The following is a 19,246-nucleotide window of genomic DNA, read 5'->3' as shown; positions in this document are numbered from 1 at the left end:
TTTCATTTATCAAAGAAATGTATGAATTTGCTTCATTTTTTATTGACAGGAAAAATTGAAAAGAAGCCGTACAAAAAGTACGCGAAGCAGCGAATCGTTCGGCATGTACGAACAATTTGAAGCAGTTGGGCCTTGGTTTACACAACCACCATGATTCTCTGGGAAGGCTGCCTTCCGGATACGAATCAAACAATCCAGGTACGACTGCAAATACCAGTTGGTGCCGAACTGGTGGCGTCCAAGGTACACCTTGGACCGTGCAGTTGCTGCCTTACATCGAACAGGAAAATCTGTATCGACAGTTCAATTTGACAGTGCCTTTTCAGGCAGCTTCCAATCAAATGGCACCACCCAACGATGCGTTTGTTCGAGAACTAAAAGTTTACCGATGCCCATCCGATGTGCGTCAGGAAAAACGCTGGGGTTCGTACTTCGCTGTCAGTGGGGGTGGTGCCACACCCGATTGCGGAAACACGGCATGCAGTGCTGCGAATGAACGTGCCAGTTATGTCCGTGGCATGATGTATGCTGGTTCCAAAGTACGTTTGACCGATGCCACTGATGGAACGACAAATGTATTCCTGGTTGGTGAATCTCGCTACGGCAATGCTTTCTGGGGTGCCAGTGCCAAACAGGATACATGCTCATACGCACGAAACTTAGCTGGTGCACAAGAAAGAATCAACTTGCACGCAGGGCAGGGGGTGCATGATACCCGTGGTTTCAGCAGCTACCACACAGGTGGAGCAATGTTCTGCATGGGGGATGCATCCGTGCAATTCGTTCGTGAATCGATTGACTTGAATGTGTACCGCAACCTGGGACGCCGCGATAGTGGTCAAGTGGGAGGTCTGCCTTAATGCTCTATCGTGCAAGCACTTGTGCTGTCTTGTCTTTATTCAGCGCGTGTGCCCTCTCTCTGCTCGGTTGTGGTGGCGGTGGTGGATCTACTTACGATGTGACAGGAATGGTGACCTTTCAAGGGAAGCCAGTTCCCAAAGGCTTTATTACTTTTGAACCAGATACTGCCAAAGGCAATACAGGCCCCGGTGGTGGAGCCACGATTGTTAACGGGAAATTCAAAACGGATAAAGGTAAAGGCGTTGTGGGTGGGCCATACATTGTGAAAATCGTTGGTTATGATGGCATCGTGGCAAACCAAAGTGGTGAAGAACTGACTGATGGAAAGCCATTGTTTGCGCCCTATGTAACCAACTTTGACTTTCCCAAAGAAGATTCGGATCAGAAGTTTGAAGTGCCTGATTCCCAGGCAAACGAATAACTTATTAAATAATTATAATTTAATGAGTTAATAATCATTTTTAGCTTTTCTTGTGTAACTTCTTCGTGCGATTTCGCAAATATGCATACATAAACTCGTCCAGGTCACCATCAATTACTTCCATTACCTGGGGCGTTTTTACATCCACACCATCGCGTTCGTCCCGCACTAATGTGTAGGGTTGAAAAATGTAACTACGAATCTGGCTACCGAAGGCAATTTCACCCTTCGCATCGTAGTGTTTTTCAATGTCCCCAAGACGTTTTGCCTCTTCCACCGCATATAGACGAGCCTTCAGCATTTTCAGGGCATTGTCGTAATTCTTATGCTGACTGCGCATCGTGCGGCTTTCTGCCCGCATGTTGGTGGGTTTGTGGATAATCCGCACACCAGATTGGGTTTTGTTCTGGTGCTGTCCACCCGGCCCACCTGAAGTGAAGGTTTGAACTTCCAGGTCAGATTCCCGCACCACAATTTCTATGTCATCATCCAGTTCTGGTAACACATCCACCGCGGCAAACGACGTCTGGCGGGTATCCCCACTGCCAAACGGGCTGATCCGCACCAGTCGATGCACACCAATTTCCGCCTGCATGTAGCCATAAGCGTATTCGCCGATGATGCGAAAACGAACGTTCTGTATCCCCGCTTCGATGTTGGGCTCAATATCGTCCTCTTCAACAGTGAAACCATGGCGTTGGGCCCACCGCATGTACATCCGGTACATCGTACCCGCCCAATCGCAGGCATCTGTCCCTCCTGCACCGGGTTTGATCTGGACAATCGCATTCCGGCTGTCCTGCTTGCCCGACATCATTGCCATAATTTCAAAAGCGTCAAACAGTTTCTGGGTGCGTTCCACTTCCGCTGCCATTTCCGATTCCAAAGTGGGATCTTCTTCGGCCAGTTCGGCAAGCGCTTCCACATCTTTCAATGCATTGGTTACCGCTTCATACGGTTTAATCAGTGCATTCAGTGCTTTCTGTTCGCCAATTACTTTCTGGGCTTTTTCGTTATCATCCCAAAACCCAGGTTCTGCCTGTTTATCCAGCAGGGCTGCTGCTTGTGTTTGTTTGCCAGCAATGTCAAAGAGAGTCTCGCAACTGGGTCAAACGGCTGGTCAAGTCTTCAACAATACGTGTGGTTTCTGCGTTCATCGGGATCCTTTTTCCTAAAATGGCTACACATTCGTGCCATATGGCTATTGTAGAATCGCTGCGTCAAATTGAAATCATTCAACACACCTGAGGTGGGGAAAAGATGTCGAATCTCTCTGGAAAAGTCGTTCTGATTACTGGTGCTGGCAGTGGAGTCGGTGCTGCGGCTGCACTGCAATTTCATGCTCAGGGGGCTAAAGTTGCCATTGCAGGCAGAAGTGCGGAAAAACTTGCGAAAACGGCTGCAGGCCACGATGACATCCTGGTGGTGCCCACCGATGTGACCGATTATGGTGCGGTGCAGCAATTATTTCAGAAAGTGAACAGCCATTTTGGCAGAATCGACATTCTGGTAAACAATGCCGGCGTTAACATTAAAGCCCGCAAAATGCGGGAATTGACGATCGACAGCTGGAATCAGTTGGTCCGTACCAACCTCGACGGGGTTTTCTACTGCATGAAAGAAGTGCTGCCCCAGATGATCGAGCGGCAGTCTGGCCTGATCATTAACATCAATTCTGTTTCGGGGAAAAGACCTTACCCTCTGGCGGGTCCCGGTTATGCTGCGGGTAAATTCGGGCTGCACGGCTTGTCAGGGTGCGTTGCCAACGAAGAATTAGAAAGCAAAATTCGTGTCAGCAGCATTTATCCTGGGGAAATCGACACCCCCATCCTCGATGAACGCCCCACCCCGGTTTCAGCAGAACAGCGGGCGAAAATTCTGAAACCAGAAGACGTGGCCGATGCGATTCTGTTTATTGCCAGTCTGCCGGAACATGTCAATATTCCAGAATTGATCATCAAACCCACCAGCCAGATGTACTTTTAATCGAAAGTGTTGATTCGCACGTTTATTTTAATATTCGAGCGTGGCTAAGAATTATTTGATTTTCTTGTGCGCTGGTGAGGCATTAATTGTGCACCCTGCGTGTAGTTTCTTCAGGCAGGGACGGCTCTTTTGTCACCACTGAAAATGAGAATTTGCTCATTATATGGCAATTCTTGTACAAACCTCACCCTGGCTTCACCCCCCGTTCCTTGCAAAGAAAGGGAATGAAAGACAGAAAAATAACTTTTCTCAAAAATATTGTAAATGCTTACAATCAAAGAGGTTGCGGCAAATAATTGCCGAATGGCCTGTAAAATTCTGCAAAATAGTTAATCAATTGCCACCCCCAAAAGGATATATTAGTATATGTGTGAATTTATGTGCACTTATTTCGAATTAACAGATATCACAAAATGGTGCACTTTGTGTGGCGAATAAGCCTGTAGATAACAAAGAGGGCTGAACCATGATGGCAGAAAAAGAAATCCGATTAGCGAATGGCTGGTTGTTTATTCCGGTGTTCTTTGCCTTGTTTCCCGTGGCGTTAGTGCTGATCATAATGCAGCACGAAAAATTGCTTGATGCGGGCTTGCATGCAGCAGTATTTGCTATTCCGTTGATCCTACTCTGGTTGCTTGGGCTTGCAGGGTTTATTGTGGTGAACCCTAACGAAGCAAGAGTGATCACATTGTTCGGGAAATATGCTGGCACTGTGAAAGATTCTGGTTTGTATTATGGCAATCCGTTTTACAAGGCACAAAAAGTCAGTCAGCGGGTGCTGACGCTGGAAACCGGACAGACTAAAACCCCACCTGTGAAGGATGCGGCAGGTAAGGTGCTGCAGGAAGCACAAACAAAACGAGCACCTTCGAAAGTGAATGATAAAGATGGCACCCCGATTGAAATTGCAGCGATCGTGGTGTGGAAGGTGATCAATACGGCAGAAGCGGTCTTTATGGTGGATAATTTCGAAGAATATGTGCAAATGCAATCCGAAGCCGCATTACGGAACCTGGCAACGCAGTACCGCTACGATTCGCCTGAAGGCGAGTTCTCCTTGCGTAGTAACATCGAAGAAATTGCTGAACGACTGAAATACGAAGTGCAGCAACGCGTCAGTCAGGCGGGTGTTGAAATTATTGAAGCACGGATCAGCCACCTGGCATACGCACCGGAAATTGCGGCGGCGATGTTGCAACGCCAGCAGGCAGGTGCGATTATTGCCGCCCGAGCACAGATTGTCGATGGTGCGGTTGGTATGGTGGAACATGCATTGGAATTGCTGGCACAGAAGAAGGTGATGGAACTGACTGATGAGCGTAAAGCAGCCATGGTCAGTAATTTGCTGGTGGTGCTTTGCAGCCACAGTGTTCCCCAGCCAGTGATCAGTGCTGGGACACATTAAGCAGATTAGCCGTTCAATTCTCGACGTAACCTTCCCATTTTCTCACCCAGGATTCGCCCCCACTGGGGTTCGAACCTAAGATAGTTGCATCGGACGCCCGTTCTATCCTTCTACACGCAACATTGATTCATGAAATACGACGCAATTATTATCGGTGGTGGGCATAACGGACTGGTAACTGCAGCCTACCTTGCCAAGGCAGGCAAGAAAGTTCTTGTATTGGAAAAGAGAGAAATGCTGGGAGGCTGTTGTGTCACGGAAGAACTCTGGCCAGGCTACCATGTCAGCACGGCAGCATACGTGAATAGTTTGTTACGCCCGGAAATTATTCGCGACCTGGAATTAAAGAAGCACGGCTTTGAAATGCTGCCCCGCAGCCCATCGTCGTTTACACCATTTCCGGATGGTCGTTATCTGATGATGGGCCCGGATAAGGAAATGACGCACCGCGAAATTGCTAAGTTCTCTGCAAAGGATGCAGAGGCACTGCCAAAGTATGAAGAGATGTTGATGCGTGTGGCAGATGTCATCGAACCCCTGCTCACCGAGATCCCACCTGATCCGCTGGGCGGCTTTCGTGATCTTTGGAAGCTGGGTACTCTTGGCCTGAAGATGCGCAAACTTGGACAGCAGACCATTCAGGAAGCTGTGGAAGTATTAACAGGCGCTGCCACACCGATTCTCGATCGTTGGTTTGAATCTGATCAGTTAAAGGTAACGTTGGCAACCGATGCCGTGATCGGTGCGTTTGCACCCCCATCCCATCCGGGAACTGCATATGTATTGTTCCACCATGTGATGGGGGAATGCGATGGTGCCCGCGGTGTCTGGGGCTACGTTCGAGGCGGCATGGGACAGATCAGTAACAGCATTGCAGCCGCTGCACGTTCCTATGGTGCGGAAATCCGCACCAATGCCAGTGTGGGCAAGATCCTCACAAGAAATGGCAGCACCTATGGAGTGGTATTACAGGATGGCACGGAATTGCTCGCAAATCAGGTGGCTTCATCGGTTGATTGCCACTTGACATTTGAAAAATTTATGGATGCTGCAGATCTCCCAGCCGATTTCCTCGCAACGGTTCGCCAGATCGATTACAACTCTGCAACGTTGAAGATTAATGTGGCCCTAAGCGAACCACCCCAATTCAAGTGCCTGCCGGGATCAGGTGTAGGACCGCAGCACCACGGAACAATGCACATCTGCCCCACAATGGAATACATTGAACGTGCCTATGATGATGCGAAATATGGCAAGCCATCTGCAAACCCAATGCTGGAATGTACGATGGCCACCGCAGTGGATAATACACTGGCACCCGCAGGGAAACATATTTTGAGTATGTTCATCCAGTACGCACCGTACCACCTGAAAGACAGTACGTGGGATATGGAACGGGAAAAATTTGCTGATCGCTGCTTTGACATTTTGAACGAGTACGCACCGAACTTCAAAGCCTCGGTGATAGACCGACAGATTCTAACTCCAGTTGATCTGGAGAGGGTTTACGGCATTACAGGTGGGAATATTTTTCAAGGTGCGATGTCGCTTTCGAACATGTACTCCATGCGTCCCGTAGGCGGATACGCCAAGTACAAAACACCAATTCAGGGATTGTATTTGTGCGGAGCAGCAGCCCACCCGGGCGGTGGTGTGCTGGGAGCGTGCGGCTGGAATGCCGCAAAAGTTATGCTGAAAGATAAGTTTTAATGGTTACCAAAGTGATGATGTACTTTGGTGAAATGCACCTTAGTAGGTGAACATCAGCCCGGCATTTGCACCCAACATCCAGAAGTTAGATGTGGTATTGAAGCTGCTTCCAACCGGAGTGCTTTGCCCACCGAAGCCACCCAGAGCACCTGCGAAGGCAGGATTCACCTGGTTAGAGAACAGTTCAGAAGGCCGTTTGACACGGCTCATGTAGAGGAAGCTACCACCCAGGTTCAACCGAATGTTGGGCGAAAATCGGTAGCCAAGCTGCAGATTCCCTTCTGGAATGTAAGAGAATGCATTTGATCGATCCGTTCCAAGGTTATTCCCACTGGCAAAGAGGCCACTGTTGTTCACATTCGTATTGCGAATTGTCGTCGCAGCATTTTGCAACGTAACAGGATTCACCGGTGCCACACCTACAGTACGGCCTTCTGCTTGTACACGTTCAAAGTTATAACCCAGCGAAAAGTTTGCCTGAGCCAGCAATGACCAGCGACCCAACAGATATTGGCTTCTCAAGCCAATAGTGCCTGCTGGAATGACTGTATGTGCTTTGAACAAATCCTGCGTATATACTTCCACTCCATTATCTAATCGTGTGAAGGTAGGGGTTGTAAATGTCGCAAACTGAGCCAAGTTTAATACGAATGGATTAAACGTATTAATAAACTGACGACCATAACTTTGGATGTTCAAGTGCTCATTAAAATCAAAATAGCTGACACCAGCAATCAGATCCAAACTGAAAGCAGAAGATTCACTCATTTCCTCACGGAACAGGTTTGTCACTGAGTGCAAACTTGCTTGCCAGTAGCGGAAAGAAGATTCAGAACTTACATAACCAATAGTACCAGGAGTGTTGGTAGGTGTAATCAAAAATGGTCCCAAAAATCCGAGTGGTGTCACATTAAAGCCATTCCCACCAGTTCCTGTTGTGACCAAAGCAGAATTTAAGCCAGTGTTCGAATTGACGAAAGCAAGGCCAGTTGCGGGTAAACCACCAGTGCTTGAACTGACGCCTGCCGATTCCGATTGACTTTCATTGAACAAGTAACTTGCCTCGACTCCAAATCGAGCATCCTGATCTAGAAACAACCCCGCAGTAAAGCGAAAACCACTGGTTGCACCATAACTTACGTTTTCATTTCCGAGTACTGTTGTCACACCTGGCTGACCGACAGCAAGCGTAGAACCACCTGGTCCTGTGGTAATAACAGGAAAATTGAACTGCACGCTTTTCGGCAACCACAAAAGATAATCTACTTTCACCCAGAAAGAAGAAGCGATAACGTTCGTCCAGGTGTACCGTGTATCCGCGTTGGGTGGGGCACCTGTTGGATCGGGGAAGCTATTTGGCATGTAGCCATCGAAACCTTGTGGGACAATAATCGGGTTCCCTTCCGGTGTTTGAAAACCGGTGCCAGGGGGCATACCCATGCTGGGATCAAACCCACCAGGAGGCATCCCCATACTGGGATCAAAACCGCCTCCCGGAGGCATATTCGGATCGAAACCTCCCGGTGCACCAGGAGGCACTTGGCCATGAAGCAAACCGCTTCCCATGACGATCACTGCCAGGATTCCCACCAGTCCTTTGCGCATAACTCCCACTCCATTGTCCGCATGCTGCTTTTTTCATCATCAAGAAAAGCAGGCAATAATTATCTTTCCTTAAATCGACCAGAAGAAGGTGCATCATTACACAATTCGGCACAAAATGAATAATCGGTACACTCGAAACAATTCCTAAACCACGTAAATTGTGCAAACCTTCAGAAATTATTAAGAATTAGTCAGTTTGGCTAGGTGTGGAAGAACAGGCAATACAGCGAAGGGGGATAAGTTTCATTCCAAAGAAGCTGAAAATCTGCTATTTCTTTTCCGGTGGGCGTACGCCACGGCGAAATTCTTCCATCATTCTCCGCATCTCTTCCATGCTTCGACGCATTTCTTCCATCTGTCGTTGCAAGTCTGCAATTGGCGGGTTAGGCACACGCAAATTGCCAATTCCGGGACGATCTCCCTCACGTGGGCGTTCTGGGTTTGGTCGATCACCGTCTCGTGGACGTTCCAAATTGCCAGGCCGGTCTCCTTCACGAGGCCGTTCTCCTCGTGGAGGTAAACCTTGTGCACGCATTAACAAACTTTCAATTTCACGCACTTGAGCCATCGCTTCAGCAGCTCTTGCACGTGCGGCTTCCAGTTCGGCACGCAATTTTTGCAATTGAACTGGTGACAGGTTCAAATCGGGCCCAGGCTTCTCCCCATCGCGTGGGCGTTCTGGGTTAGGCCGATCACCGTCTCTGGGACGTTCTGGATTAGGTCGATCGCCATCGCGTGGGCGTTCCGGGTTAGGCCGATCACCGTCTCTGGGACGTTCTGGATTAGGTCGATCCCCGTCACGCGGGCGATCAGGGTTTCCAGGTCGATCTCCCTCGCGAGGTGCAGGACGATCACCTTTTTTACCAGGTTCATCGCCTGCAAGCTGCAGATTGGAACTGAATCCAATCAGTCCTACTGTACAAATTGTTGCAAATGTCCAGCGGGACATTTTTCCTTTCCAATTCCCTTTCATCACCATCTTTATTCTCCTTCTGAGATTACTGACTGTCCCAAAACCACTAACCATGGAGTGTGACAGCCCACCATTCCCAGCGAATGATGCGGATTCCAAAATTGCCGTGGCATACACTGTGCGGCAGCCAAAAATATGAACAACCTGCAAATCGCAAATTGCTTCCTCATTCTGACGTAAGTGTGTGCGAACCAAAACCAGCAAAGGGTGCCACCAGAACATTGTTTGCACGCACAGTTCCAGCCAGCGAACCATGTAGTCTTTTCGCTGAAAATGCACCAATTCGTGGGCAATAATTACCTTAAGTTGTTCTACAGGAAGAGTTTGCACCAATTGCATTGGCAATAACAACGCACAATCCTTCCCACGTGGGCTGGGGGAATATAATGCAGGTGTTATATTACCAGGTGCTAATATAATTTTCGGCAAATGCTTCAGTTTTAATTGCTGTGCCACACTTGCGGCAATTTGCTGTACAAATCCTGACGCTTCACCTGACATTTTCAGCATGAGATTCATTTTTCGACGACGGATAAACACCTGCCAGATCAGTGCCAGGCTACCTAATCCCCAGACAACCAGCAGAATTTTCTTTGCCCCAGCCCACGAAGCCGACCATGAGGAATCACTCATCTTTATGGCGCGTTCCACTTGATTTGGCGCGATCTCTGGTACTAAATGAGCAATTTTCGGTTCACTGGCAGTAGCATCTGCTGGTATAGTTTCAAGTTCCTCCCAATCTTCTTGCCAATCGAAAAATTCCGCAGGTTCTGTGCTGGTGGGAACAGTACTGGAAATCACTTCGGGAATTGCATACTGCGGCACCACCTGTTCAGGTGGCGAAACTTCCCCCATGATTCTGCTGCTTCCCACTGTAATCTGCCAGATCGGTGGGGTGATAAACTTCAACAGTACCACGAACCACAGTGCGTAACGGATTCCCGGGTGGCGGATGCATAAATTGACCAACATTACCACCACGATCAGCACGCTGGTGCTGATTGCATGATTCAAGGTGGTGTCCAGGATTGTGTCAATCATGGTGTTTCACCTGGCTGATGGCCATCAAGTTCCTGAATCAGATCTCGCAACATCTTGCGGTCTGTTTCTGTAAGTTGTTGTCCCTTAACGAGTTGGCTCAACAGCGGTGCTACCGAACCTTCGCACAATTGCTCCGCAATTCCCTGCAGGCGTTGGCCGATCAATTGGTCCTTTTCTGCTGTGGGGGAAAAAAACTGTACTGAGGACGATTTATCCCGCACCACCCAGCCTTTCGCTTCCAGTCGTTCCAGCAATTTTAACACCGTGCTGGCTTGCATCGGCTGAGAATCAGTAGCTAACTCATCCACAATCTGTCGCAGGGTTGCCGGTGCACGATTCCAAAGCACCTGTAGCACTGCAAGTTCACTGTTCGTAACATCTTTCGGAGAACGTGCCATCAATATATCCATAAGACATTCTGTCTTAGATCATAAGACATTCTGTCTTGTGATGCAAGAGGAAATGTCAACACTTTGTAACAAGTTGGTTTATTTTGCGCTCAGCGGCATGATTTCCCACGTACGGACGAAAAGTTCAAAGCCTTCACACTGAACTGCAATTCGCCCCGCGGTGGGGAATACTTTGGAAACCTGATTCACTTGATGACCGTTCACCGAAATGGAAATCGTGTCTTTGTCTGAAATACATTCCAGTCGAGTCCAGTCATCTTTTTTGCTTTCGACATCGTTTTTTCCATTTGTATCCAGCAACTCTTTGAAATCCCAATCGTGGTTATTCCACCATAATTGCCCACGTGCTGGTGGGAATTGCTGCATCTTACCGTTCGGATCCCATCGGTGTCTTCTGCCAGAAGGATCGGTGCTTGTCGTGGTTGTGAATGAGACAGGAACTGGTTGATCGAGGTGATCTTTGCCACGAATGATGATCAGATCGCCCACACATCCCTGGGCTAATTGGCATTCGATGCACGCAGGCCAGGTACCACCTGCCCCACCATCTTTGGTGGCACAATGCAGCAGTAAGCCAGAATTACGCACATACTTGCCACCATCGGTCTTTTTGCCCCAACGGTATTCCAGGTTCAGGCGATAGTTTGCCCACTGTTCTTTGGTGGCGATGTAACCAAAGCCATCACCGGAAACGTGCAACTGGCCATCGCGGATCTGGAACACGCCTTTCGGGTCTTTGGTCTCAGAACCACGCAACCAGGTGCTCAAGCCGCCATGGTCTTTCGCATTCAGCAAGTTGATCTTTTTGGTGGGGGATTGCGGATCTGCAGCTATGGAAAATGAGGTGAAAAAGATCAACAGAACTGCGGCAAGCGGACTATTTTTCATGGTGTGAACTCACTCGATTGATAGGTGTTTACTATCCCACAGGGGAGTACAAAAGTAAAGAAATTCTCATTGTTGAACTTGTTGGCACATCACAAAATTCAATTGACATGCCATAGAATGGCGGTGAAATGATTTCGAAATGAAGAAAAGAACTGTGAAACAACAATTAATTATTGTTCACCTTTGTTTTGCGTTATGTTTGATGCTTGGCAGCACCAGTTTCGCGAAGCCTTTCAAAATAACTGTGGTGGATGTGGCAAACAAACAACCCGTTTGCCTGGTACATCTGACAACTACCGACGAGCAATTGTTTGTGACCGATAATGCGGGTGTGGTGGCAATCGACCAACCAGATTTGCTGGGTAAAGAAACCTGGTTCACAGTGAGCAGCCCTGGCTACGAGATCAAAGCAGATGGGTTTGGCATGCGGGGCTTTCGCACCACACCAAAATTAGACCAGGAGCTGCAGATCGAAATTTCACGAACCAGCATTTCAGAACGAATCGGCCGTCTAACAGGTGGGGGATTGCTTGCGGAATCTTCGAAATGGCAACACGTTACAGAAGCCAATCCCCACCAGATTGTGGGGTGCGACAGCGTACAAATGGTGCGTTACCAGAAAAAACTCTTCTGGCTGTGGGGCGATACCACGCTAAGGCATTATCCATTAGGAATTTTTCATAGTTCTGCAGCCATGACCGAACCTCACTGGGATCTGAAACGACCTTTGCAGCCGAAGTACCAATACTTTCAAAGTTCTGAGAAAAAAGTGAAAGGTGTCGCACCGATGCCTGGCAAAGGCCCCACGTGGATAACCGGGATAACGGTGATTGCAGATTCCGATGGAAAAGAAAAACTGGTTGCCACCTATACCAAGATTGAAAACTTTCTGGATGTTTATGAATATGGACAGTGCGTGTGGGATGAACTGAAAGAAGAGTTTACACCGCATCAGGTGTTATGGAATAAACATCGAACCAAAGAACCGCCACCAAAAGTGCTGGAAGGACATGTGGTGTACTGGCAGGATGAAAAGAAACAGAAATGGATTTTGTTTGGCAATCCGCTGCCCACAATGCGGTGCAAAGCCACCTTTGCAGATTGGAGCACCCCTGCAACGTGGGAGCAAATCGAGGTACCGAAGTCACTGAAAGATGAAAAAGAAATGAAAGTGATCCCACACAGCGGCTCGATTGCCTGGAACCCCCACCGCGAGTGTTGGGTAACTGTTTTTATGGAAAAGTTTGGGAGGCCATCGGCATTTGGTGAATTGTGGTATGCGGAAGCAGAATCGCCGTTTGGCCCTTGGGGAAATGCAGTTAAGATTCTCTCCCACCAGAACTACACGTTTTACAACCCCCGCGTACATGCTGAACTATCTCACGGTCAATATCTCTATTTTGAAGGCACCTATACGCAACAATTCGCCAATAAACCACGACCGACCCCAAGGTATGATTATAACCAGGTGCTTTATCGACTTGACTTGAACGATCCACGCATCAAGACGGCCCAAGTGACAAGAAACGGAAAATGAAAGGTGATCTTTGCAGATCAGCCGAGAAACGAAATCGTGGCTGATTTTCGAATCAAGATGCGTAGCATATTCACGAACAAAGACAGGGGAAGTCCATGAAAGCAGTTTTTTACACCCAAGTGGGTGGACCGGAAGTACTGACGTGGGGCGAACTGCCCACACCCACTCCGGGCCAAGGTGAAGTATTGGTTCGGGTAAAGGCCGTAAGTGTCAATCCAATAGATACTTACATCCGTAGTGGGGCTGTTCCGATGGCCCGTCCGGAGCCAACGATCCCTGGATGCGATCTTGCCGGTGTGGTTGAAGCCGTTGGACCAGGATGCCAGAAGTTCCAGCCTGGCGACCGCGTCTGGGGCTCCAATCAGGGCCTGTTGGGAAGGCAAGGCACCTTTGCGGAATATGCCGCTGTCAACGAAGCGTATTTGTACGCCATTCCAGATGGTGTTTCGGATGAGGTGGCAGCTGCAACAGCGTTGGTGGGAATAACTGCCCACCTGGGCCTGGTGTATCTGGCGAATGTGCAGGCGGGAGAGTACGTATTTGTCAACGGTGGCACCGGTGGCGTTGGTGCGATGGTTGTACAGATGGCGAAATGCCGAAATGCTTATGTGGCCTGCACTTGCGGCAATGAAGAGAAAGAAGCACTGGCAAAAGAACTTGGGGCCACCCGCACGATAAATTACCGCACCGAGGACATCGGGGCAGCAATTCAGGACTTTACCCAGCAACAGGGGTTGCACATCTGGTATGAAACATTACGAGAACCAGATTATGAGAAAATGGTGAGTTCCATGCGCCTGCGGGGCAGAATGATTGCCATGGCAGGCCGCACTGCAAAGCCGCCTTTCCCGCACGGGCCCTTTTATGTGAAATGTTTGACATTGTATGGCTTTGCCATGTTTCAGTTCCCACCTGAAGAGCAGCAGAAATGTGCTGTTGATATTAATGAGTGGTTGTCATCAGGCAAATTGAAACCATTGATTGGCAAAGTCATGCCACTGTCAGAATGTCAGGCAGCCCACCGCCTGCAGGAAGAAAATACCCTGCAAGGGGCGGGCACGTTGACGGGAAAAATCGTGCTAACTGTAGACTGAATAAGAACTTACCGTCGATTTCGTAAACTGGATGATAGGAAGGTAAACATCGAAGCCTGGCTGGCACTGGTAATCACCGGGCCAGTTGGTGCCACAGGTGGGGGATCACCTGCCGCAATAATTGTTGCCGATGCTGTGTTATCAGTCAGGTTCAGTTCATCCGTTACGCCACTGACCGTCGCGGTGGGGGTGTAAACACCTTCAAACGGGATAAACACAGATAATTCCAACACGGCTGATTCACCTGGTGCCAGGTCATCGAGATCCCAGATTGCCCCAGTGGGATCAAATAACCCATTGCTGGAACTTACAATGGAATTGAAGGTCAGCCCACCGAGATTCAACTGAACCGTTCCGTTGCTGGCGATTTGAGTGGAATTATTTGTTACCTGGTAACGAATCGTAAAGTTTTGCCCACGACGGAAGCTGGATTGGCTGAAAGTCTGGATGATTGCCACATTTGGCACCGCAACTTCACCAAAATTGTAGCCAGTACCTGCCCCACCGATTGGCAGGGTGATCGATGAAATCACATCGTTAGTGGTATTCAACCCACTTAGACTGCCCACGGTTTCCTGTCCATCTGCGAAGAATGGCGGTTGCACCTGAGTAATTGTGTAAGTGCCAGGTCGCAGGTCTGTGAAGGAATACTCGCCGTTGGCATCAGTGACAGTGCTCAGATCAACCGCACCCAGATCATCGGTGCCTGTCAGTTGCAGAGACACCCCAGGAATGCCAGTTTCGCCAGTCGTCAGAACCCCATCGGTGTTTTCATCGACAAATACCGTTCCAGAGAGGCTACCGGGTGCAATTTCTGCAAAGTTGAAGCCCGTTGCTGGTGTGTTAATGGTGCGTAAATCGATTCCCGCTAACGAGTCATTAGTCACAGTAGCTGCTGCGGGGGTACCATTGGTATCGATCCCATCCAGGAATCCTACTGGCTGGGTCTCTGTAAGTGTGTAAATACCTGGTAACACGTTGGTAAACGTGTAGGTTCCAGTGGCGTCGGTAGTTGCCTGCAGATTTACTGTGGTGCCAGATACCGATGTGCCCACGAGCGACACGATCACATTTGCAATTCCTGTATCTGTACCGTTCAAAATGCCGTCATTGTCATCATCCAGGAAAACCGTTCCGGACAATGTTGTCAGAGGAATCTCTGCAAAGGTATAGCCAATTGCATCCGTAAATACAGGTAATGTAATACCAGCGATCTGATTCGGTGTGACCGTGCCGCCTGAAGATCCGGCAATGGTTAAGCCATCTACATTCGCAGGAGTGGCTGGCTGTGTTTGCACCAGCGTATACGTTCCTGCCTGCAGATTGTCGAAGATGTAATTTCCATCGACATCCGAAGTGGCGGTAATCGGACCCGTTAAATTGCCGCCAGTCAAAACTACTTCGGCATTCTGGATTCCCACATCCACCGTATCAAACACACCATTGTTGTTGTAATCGAGGAAAATGCGACCTGCGATACTCGAACCTGGGGTGCCCACCACACCAAAATCGACAGTCTGGTTACTTTGATTATCAGGCGCTGCAGCAGGCAGCCCACCCACTTCCCCAGTGGGTGCGTTGGCAGTTGGTCCCAGTGTTACTGGCAACGATTGAATCGAACCGCCACTGCCTAACGTTCCAATGGTGGTGCCATTGTCATCGCCATCGGTGAGAATCAGATCAGGATCAGGCGTGTTGGCACCTTCAAATGGTGAACCCACACCACCAGTGCTGGAATCAAAACCAAATAATACCCCACCTGTATTGAAATTCGCTGCTGCCAATTCCACAACGTATTCACCAGCAGGAAGGTGGTCAAACAGATAATCGCCATTTGCATTGGTGGTGGTTTGCAGGATTTCAGTGGTCGCCGTAGCATCCAAAAGACGCACAACAACACCTGGAACGCCTGTTTCCCCAACGTCTTGCAGGCCGTTATCGTTTGTATCAAGAAAGACCGTACTACCGAGGCTGAAGTTGCGATACACACCAAAATCGAGCGTTGTATTGGTGTCGCCTGGATTGGTACCATCGGTCGGCTCCCCACCTGAGGTCAATGTAATTGGCCCACTGGTAATGAATCCACCTGCCAACAGGTTGCCGGAAATCTGGCCATTGTCATCACTGTCTACATCCAGATTTGCATCTGGGGATGCTGCACCTTCGAATGGGCCAGTAGCAGAACCAATTGTTCCTGTGCTGCTGGTGAACCCTTCCAGCACGTTCCCAGTGGTAAAGTTGGCAGATACCAACCGCACTGTATAAGTGCCTGGTGACAGATTTGTGAATAAATACTCACCATTGGCATCGGTTGTCGCCGTGCCAATTGGGGTGCCACCAGAATTCAGCAGTTCCAGCACCACACCTTGAATGCCTGTTTCTGCATTGTTGAACAAACCATCATTGTTGGTGTCGTCCCACACCTGATTCCCCAAGGTTAAAGGGACTGGAGGAGGCACCGGCACGAAACCAAAATCAAGAGTCAGATTCGTATTGGCATCTGCATCACCATCGGTATTTGGTTCTCCGTCAGCGGTCAGAAAGATCGTGCCACTTTGTACTAAACCGCCCGCTTCACCCAATGTGCCCGATACAACACCATTATTATCGTTATCCACATCCAGATCGGGATTCGCCACAATCGGTGGGGCGCTGGTAAAGTTTTCCAGTGCACCCCCAGTCAAAAAGTTGACTGCAGGTAACTGAACCTGATAACTTCCCGGTGCCAGGTTTGCAAACTGATAAAGGCCACCTGCAGCAGTCGTTGTTGTTGCCAGTGCATTCGTGGTCAACGCATCAATAAGCACTACCTGGACATTCTCAACACCGGCATCGCCAGCATCAAAAATGCCGTTGCTGTTGTTATCCAGGAATACCAGATCACCCAGGGTTAGCGTGGGGCCAGCAGGGGAAAAGCCAAAGTCAATCGAATGATCAACAATACCATCCACAGGCGTAGTCACCGCTGCAATGGCGGTGGTTCCCGTCAAGGTGGCATCTGAGTCAAGTTGATCTTCAGTGCCAGCGCCAGTCGGCGATAAATTTCGCCCACCTAACGCAGTCTGAGTGGTGTCAATTCGAACTTCTAATGCGGTGTTTGGTGGTAAATCGTCAAAATAGTATTCACCTATGGCATTCGTAGTCACGGTGTTTTGCAGCGTGGCACCATTGAACAGTTGTACCACCACTCCGGCGATACCTGGTTCATTGGCATCCTGAATACCATCTCCATCCAGATCATCAAAAACACGGTTGCCAATCTGACGAGTATTCAGAGGTGCGATAATCGCTTCCAAGTCGCCCACGCCATTGGCATTTCCAAACTTTGGTGGATTGGCCTGGGTGCTGATATCGCTGAGATATATTTGGCCACCCGAAATCCGTGTACCATCAATATTACTGAAAGTAAAGACGCCACCACTGAACGCACTGACTGGGTTGATTCCCGTTAAGGCCACGGTGGGGAAACCTGGTACTTGAGCCAGACCACCGGTAGAAATTTCCTGTGATACGGTGGTAAAACTATCCTGGAAGTAGAACTCTCCACCACCCGGTCCTTGACCGTTGCCTGCGCCACCGGTGGTGACGGTGCCTGCGGTGCCGTTACTTTCACTTCCCCAGCCACCAGTGCCGTTCGGGGTTGCCCGCAGAATATCCCCACCACCAATGAAAACAAAGGTATCGTCTAATGCGTTGCTATCGGTGTTGCCTGTGAAATAGCCACCCTGATCGCCATATCGATCGCGGAGACCCAGAATCATGGCATTGTTGTCGAAATCGATGTCTGTCAACCAGGGTTGTGGGTTAGTGACAAAGATTGGATCGGAACCCGGCTGTGCGGCAAATGTACCCGACCATGCCCGCCAGTTCCCGGGTGCTGCTGGTGGGCCACTATCAATGGTGCCGCGGGTATAGGTCAGATCCAGATTCACCACTGGGGCTAATGGATCTGCGGTAAAGGTGGAAGTTGCCTGATTATAAGAAGCAAACGTGCCCGTTGCGGGGTTAAAGGCATATACAAACGCCCGCAGATCTGCTGCCACGCCGGATGTTTGGGCGGTGTAGGTTACCCCCACAAATACCGCACCATCACGCACACCAATAGCGAATGGTCGCAGGTCATTTGCGTTAAACGAAGTAATACCGCTGCCGGTGGGATTGATCAGTGGAATTGCCGTTCGCCGCAGAGTTCTGGTAGTATCAAGAGATCCATCCAGATTGATCGGAATTTCGATCAATTCCCGCGTGGCCAGATTCACCGTATATAACGTGCGGCCATCGTCAGAGATATCCATATCTCCCAGTGCAATCTTACCGACAGCATCATAGGAATTTGTATCGTGATACCAGTCCCCACCATCAACTTCTGCTGTTGTTGGATGTGGGTCAGCACCGGTGGCAAAATCGGCTGCAACGCTACCAGCGGGAATCATGCCCGCAGGAATGTTATTCAGATCGATTAAAACTGAGACTGCGTTGCCACTGCCGCGTGCAATACGATACACCGCACCCGTGGTGCTGGCAGTACCAGCAGCATTCGGCCCAAAACCCGCATGGCGCTTCTGAAAAGATGATGCGTAGACGCTGTCGGACGATTTCTGGTAGGAAAGCCCCCAAGTGGATCCGATTTGACTTGCAGTTGCCAGATCTGTGGTGGTAACTGGTGAACCGTTTGCCCCGTAGGCAATTTCCTGTAGTACTGGCTGGGCGATGTGAGCCCCTCCAGTACGTGCAGAATCATAAACGTAACTGTTGACCACCAGCGTGGGGGTGCCTTGAACCACCTGGGCGACATTGTTCACGCCAAGATTCACATTGGTGGGATTCGTCGAGGCATCGACAAACTGAATCGTGGATCCAGCGGCATTGTTCGCCCGACTGGCACGCACAAAAGCGGGCAATGCAGCAAAGGACAACCGCACATCACTGAGATTCGTATTTAACAGATATTGCCCGGCAGCGTTGGTTGTGGCAGTTTCAATCGCCGCACCAGTCGAATCGAACGCCGTAATCACCACCCCGGAAACGCCGGGTTCATTGGCATCGATGGCACCGTTCAGGTTGTAATCGCGAAAAACCGTCCCTGATACCGATGGAACTTCACGATTTTCCAGCAAATCAAGAGCTAATCGGATGGTTTTGTCTATTTTTGTGTGGGTAGTAGCTTTCTGTGAGAACCAGTTCATCAATCCGCCTCATTGAAGTTCGCGCCATTGCATTAGCATATAGTAGGGGTAATTACAAGCGCTCGCTAGCAAGAAGTAGTGGGCAATAGCTGTTAATTTTGGTAATTTGGGCTGATTTTACCGTCTGAG

Annotated in this window: 12 protein-coding genes and 1 pseudogene; 7 read left to right on the top strand and 6 right to left on the bottom strand. The window is 49.3% G+C overall.

Going from position 1 to position 19,246, the window contains the following annotated elements; genetic code table 11:
* The first annotated feature begins 83 nt into the window (after positions 1-83).
* Positions 84-860, top strand: a pseudogene (locus R3B84_08825) (DUF1559 domain-containing protein).
* Complete coding sequence (locus R3B84_08820) at positions 860-1,282, top strand: hypothetical protein (GenBank protein ID MEZ6140660.1); 423 nt, start codon at positions 860-862, stop codon at positions 1,280-1,282. Before R3B84_08825 ends, R3B84_08820 begins: the two are co-directional and overlap by 1 nt.
* 40 nt (positions 1,283-1,322) lie before the next feature.
* Here the strand turns inward: R3B84_08820 and prfB are convergent.
* A protein-coding gene (gene prfB, locus R3B84_08815) for a peptide chain release factor 2 (GenBank protein ID MEZ6140659.1) occupies positions 1,323-2,439 on the bottom strand; the annotation gives its coding sequence in 2 pieces (ribosomal slippage) (positions 1,323-2,369 and positions 2,371-2,439; 1,116 coding nt in all).
* A gap of 103 nt (positions 2,440-2,542) precedes the next feature.
* Here prfB and R3B84_08810 point away from each other — a divergent pair.
* From R3B84_08810 to R3B84_08800, 3 genes are all read left to right on the top strand, one after another.
* Complete coding sequence (locus R3B84_08810) at positions 2,543-3,268, top strand: SDR family oxidoreductase (GenBank protein ID MEZ6140658.1); 726 nt, start codon at positions 2,543-2,545, stop codon at positions 3,266-3,268.
* Positions 3,269-3,734: 466 nt separating this feature from the next.
* Positions 3,735-4,673, top strand: coding sequence for an SPFH domain-containing protein (locus R3B84_08805; protein ID MEZ6140657.1), 939 nt, complete (start codon positions 3,735-3,737; stop codon positions 4,671-4,673).
* Between the two features lie 129 nt (positions 4,674-4,802).
* Positions 4,803-6,383, top strand: a complete 1,581-nt coding sequence (locus R3B84_08800) for an NAD(P)/FAD-dependent oxidoreductase (GenBank protein ID MEZ6140656.1) — start codon at positions 4,803-4,805, stop codon at positions 6,381-6,383.
* Between the two features lie 39 nt (positions 6,384-6,422).
* Here R3B84_08800 and R3B84_08795 read toward each other — a convergent pair whose 3' ends face one another.
* The 4 genes from R3B84_08795 to R3B84_08780 all read right to left on the bottom strand — a co-directional run bounded on the left by R3B84_08795 (position 6,423) and on the right by R3B84_08780 (position 11,300).
* The gene (locus tag R3B84_08795; GenBank protein ID MEZ6140655.1) at positions 6,423-7,988 is read right to left on the bottom strand and encodes a BBP7 family outer membrane beta-barrel protein; all 1,566 of its coding nucleotides are present in this window, start codon (positions 7,986-7,988) and stop codon (positions 6,423-6,425) included.
* A 268-nt stretch (positions 7,989-8,256) separates the two neighbouring features.
* Positions 8,257-10,002 (bottom strand): M56 family metallopeptidase, encoded by a 1,746-nt coding sequence (locus tag R3B84_08790; protein MEZ6140654.1) that lies wholly within the window; start codon positions 10,000-10,002, stop codon positions 8,257-8,259.
* Positions 9,999-10,400 carry a BlaI/MecI/CopY family transcriptional regulator gene (locus R3B84_08785; GenBank protein ID MEZ6140653.1) on the bottom strand — a complete coding sequence of 134 codons (402 nt, stop codon included), beginning with the start codon at positions 10,398-10,400 and terminating at the stop codon, positions 9,999-10,001. Before R3B84_08785 ends, R3B84_08790 begins: the two co-directional genes overlap by 4 nt.
* A 90-nt stretch (positions 10,401-10,490) precedes the next feature.
* A complete protein-coding gene (locus R3B84_08780; protein ID MEZ6140652.1) occupies positions 10,491-11,300 on the bottom strand; it encodes a DUF1080 domain-containing protein in 810 nt (269 codons plus the stop codon).
* Between the two features lie 139 nt (positions 11,301-11,439).
* Here R3B84_08780 and R3B84_08775 point away from each other — a divergent pair, with 139 nt between their 5' ends.
* A complete protein-coding gene (locus R3B84_08775; protein ID MEZ6140651.1) occupies positions 11,440-12,837 on the top strand; it encodes a hypothetical protein in 1,398 nt (465 codons plus the stop codon).
* Between the two features lie 95 nt (positions 12,838-12,932).
* Positions 12,933-13,931 (top strand): NADPH:quinone reductase, encoded by a 999-nt coding sequence (locus R3B84_08770; GenBank protein ID MEZ6140650.1) that lies wholly within the window; start codon positions 12,933-12,935, stop codon positions 13,929-13,931.
* A gap of 8 nt (positions 13,932-13,939) precedes the next feature.
* Here the strand turns inward: R3B84_08770 and R3B84_08765 are convergent, their stop codons facing one another.
* Positions 13,940-19,117 (bottom strand): SdrD B-like domain-containing protein, encoded by a 5,178-nt coding sequence (locus R3B84_08765; GenBank protein ID MEZ6140649.1) that lies wholly within the window; start codon positions 19,115-19,117, stop codon positions 13,940-13,942.
* Between the last annotated feature and the right edge of the window lie 129 nt (positions 19,118-19,246).

The sequence above is a fragment of the Zavarzinella sp. genome (assembly GCA_041399155.1).
Classification (GTDB): Bacteria; Planctomycetota; Planctomycetia; order Gemmatales; family Gemmataceae; genus JAWKTI01.
Note: the sequence above shows the minus strand (reverse complement) of the source record. Positions and strands in the feature narration are given on the sequence as shown.

Excerpts from the sequence above, each read along its gene's own strand:
- R3B84_08820 (MEZ6140660.1), top strand. The coding sequence starts at position 860 with ATGCTCTATCGTGCAAGCACTTGTGCTGTCTTGTCTTTATTCAGCGCG.
- R3B84_08810 (MEZ6140658.1), top strand. The coding sequence starts at position 2,543 with ATGTCGAATCTCTCTGGAAAAGTCGTTCTGATTACTGGTGCTGGCAGT.
- R3B84_08805 (MEZ6140657.1), top strand. The coding sequence starts at position 3,735 with ATGATGGCAGAAAAAGAAATCCGATTAGCGAATGGCTGGTTGTTTATT.
- R3B84_08800 (MEZ6140656.1), top strand. The coding sequence starts at position 4,803 with ATGAAATACGACGCAATTATTATCGGTGGTGGGCATAACGGACTGGTA.
- R3B84_08795 (MEZ6140655.1), bottom strand. The coding sequence starts at position 7,988 with ATGCGCAAAGGACTGGTGGGAATCCTGGCAGTGATCGTCATGGGAAGC.
- R3B84_08790 (MEZ6140654.1), bottom strand. The coding sequence starts at position 10,002 with ATGATTGACACAATCCTGGACACCACCTTGAATCATGCAATCAGCACC.
- R3B84_08785 (MEZ6140653.1), bottom strand. The coding sequence starts at position 10,400 with ATGGCACGTTCTCCGAAAGATGTTACGAACAGTGAACTTGCAGTGCTA.
- R3B84_08780 (MEZ6140652.1), bottom strand. The coding sequence starts at position 11,300 with ATGAAAAATAGTCCGCTTGCCGCAGTTCTGTTGATCTTTTTCACCTCA.
- R3B84_08775 (MEZ6140651.1), top strand. The coding sequence starts at position 11,440 with ATGAAGAAAAGAACTGTGAAACAACAATTAATTATTGTTCACCTTTGT.
- R3B84_08770 (MEZ6140650.1), top strand. The coding sequence starts at position 12,933 with ATGAAAGCAGTTTTTTACACCCAAGTGGGTGGACCGGAAGTACTGACG.
- R3B84_08765 (MEZ6140649.1), bottom strand. The coding sequence starts at position 19,117 with ATGAACTGGTTCTCACAGAAAGCTACTACCCACACAAAAATAGACAAA.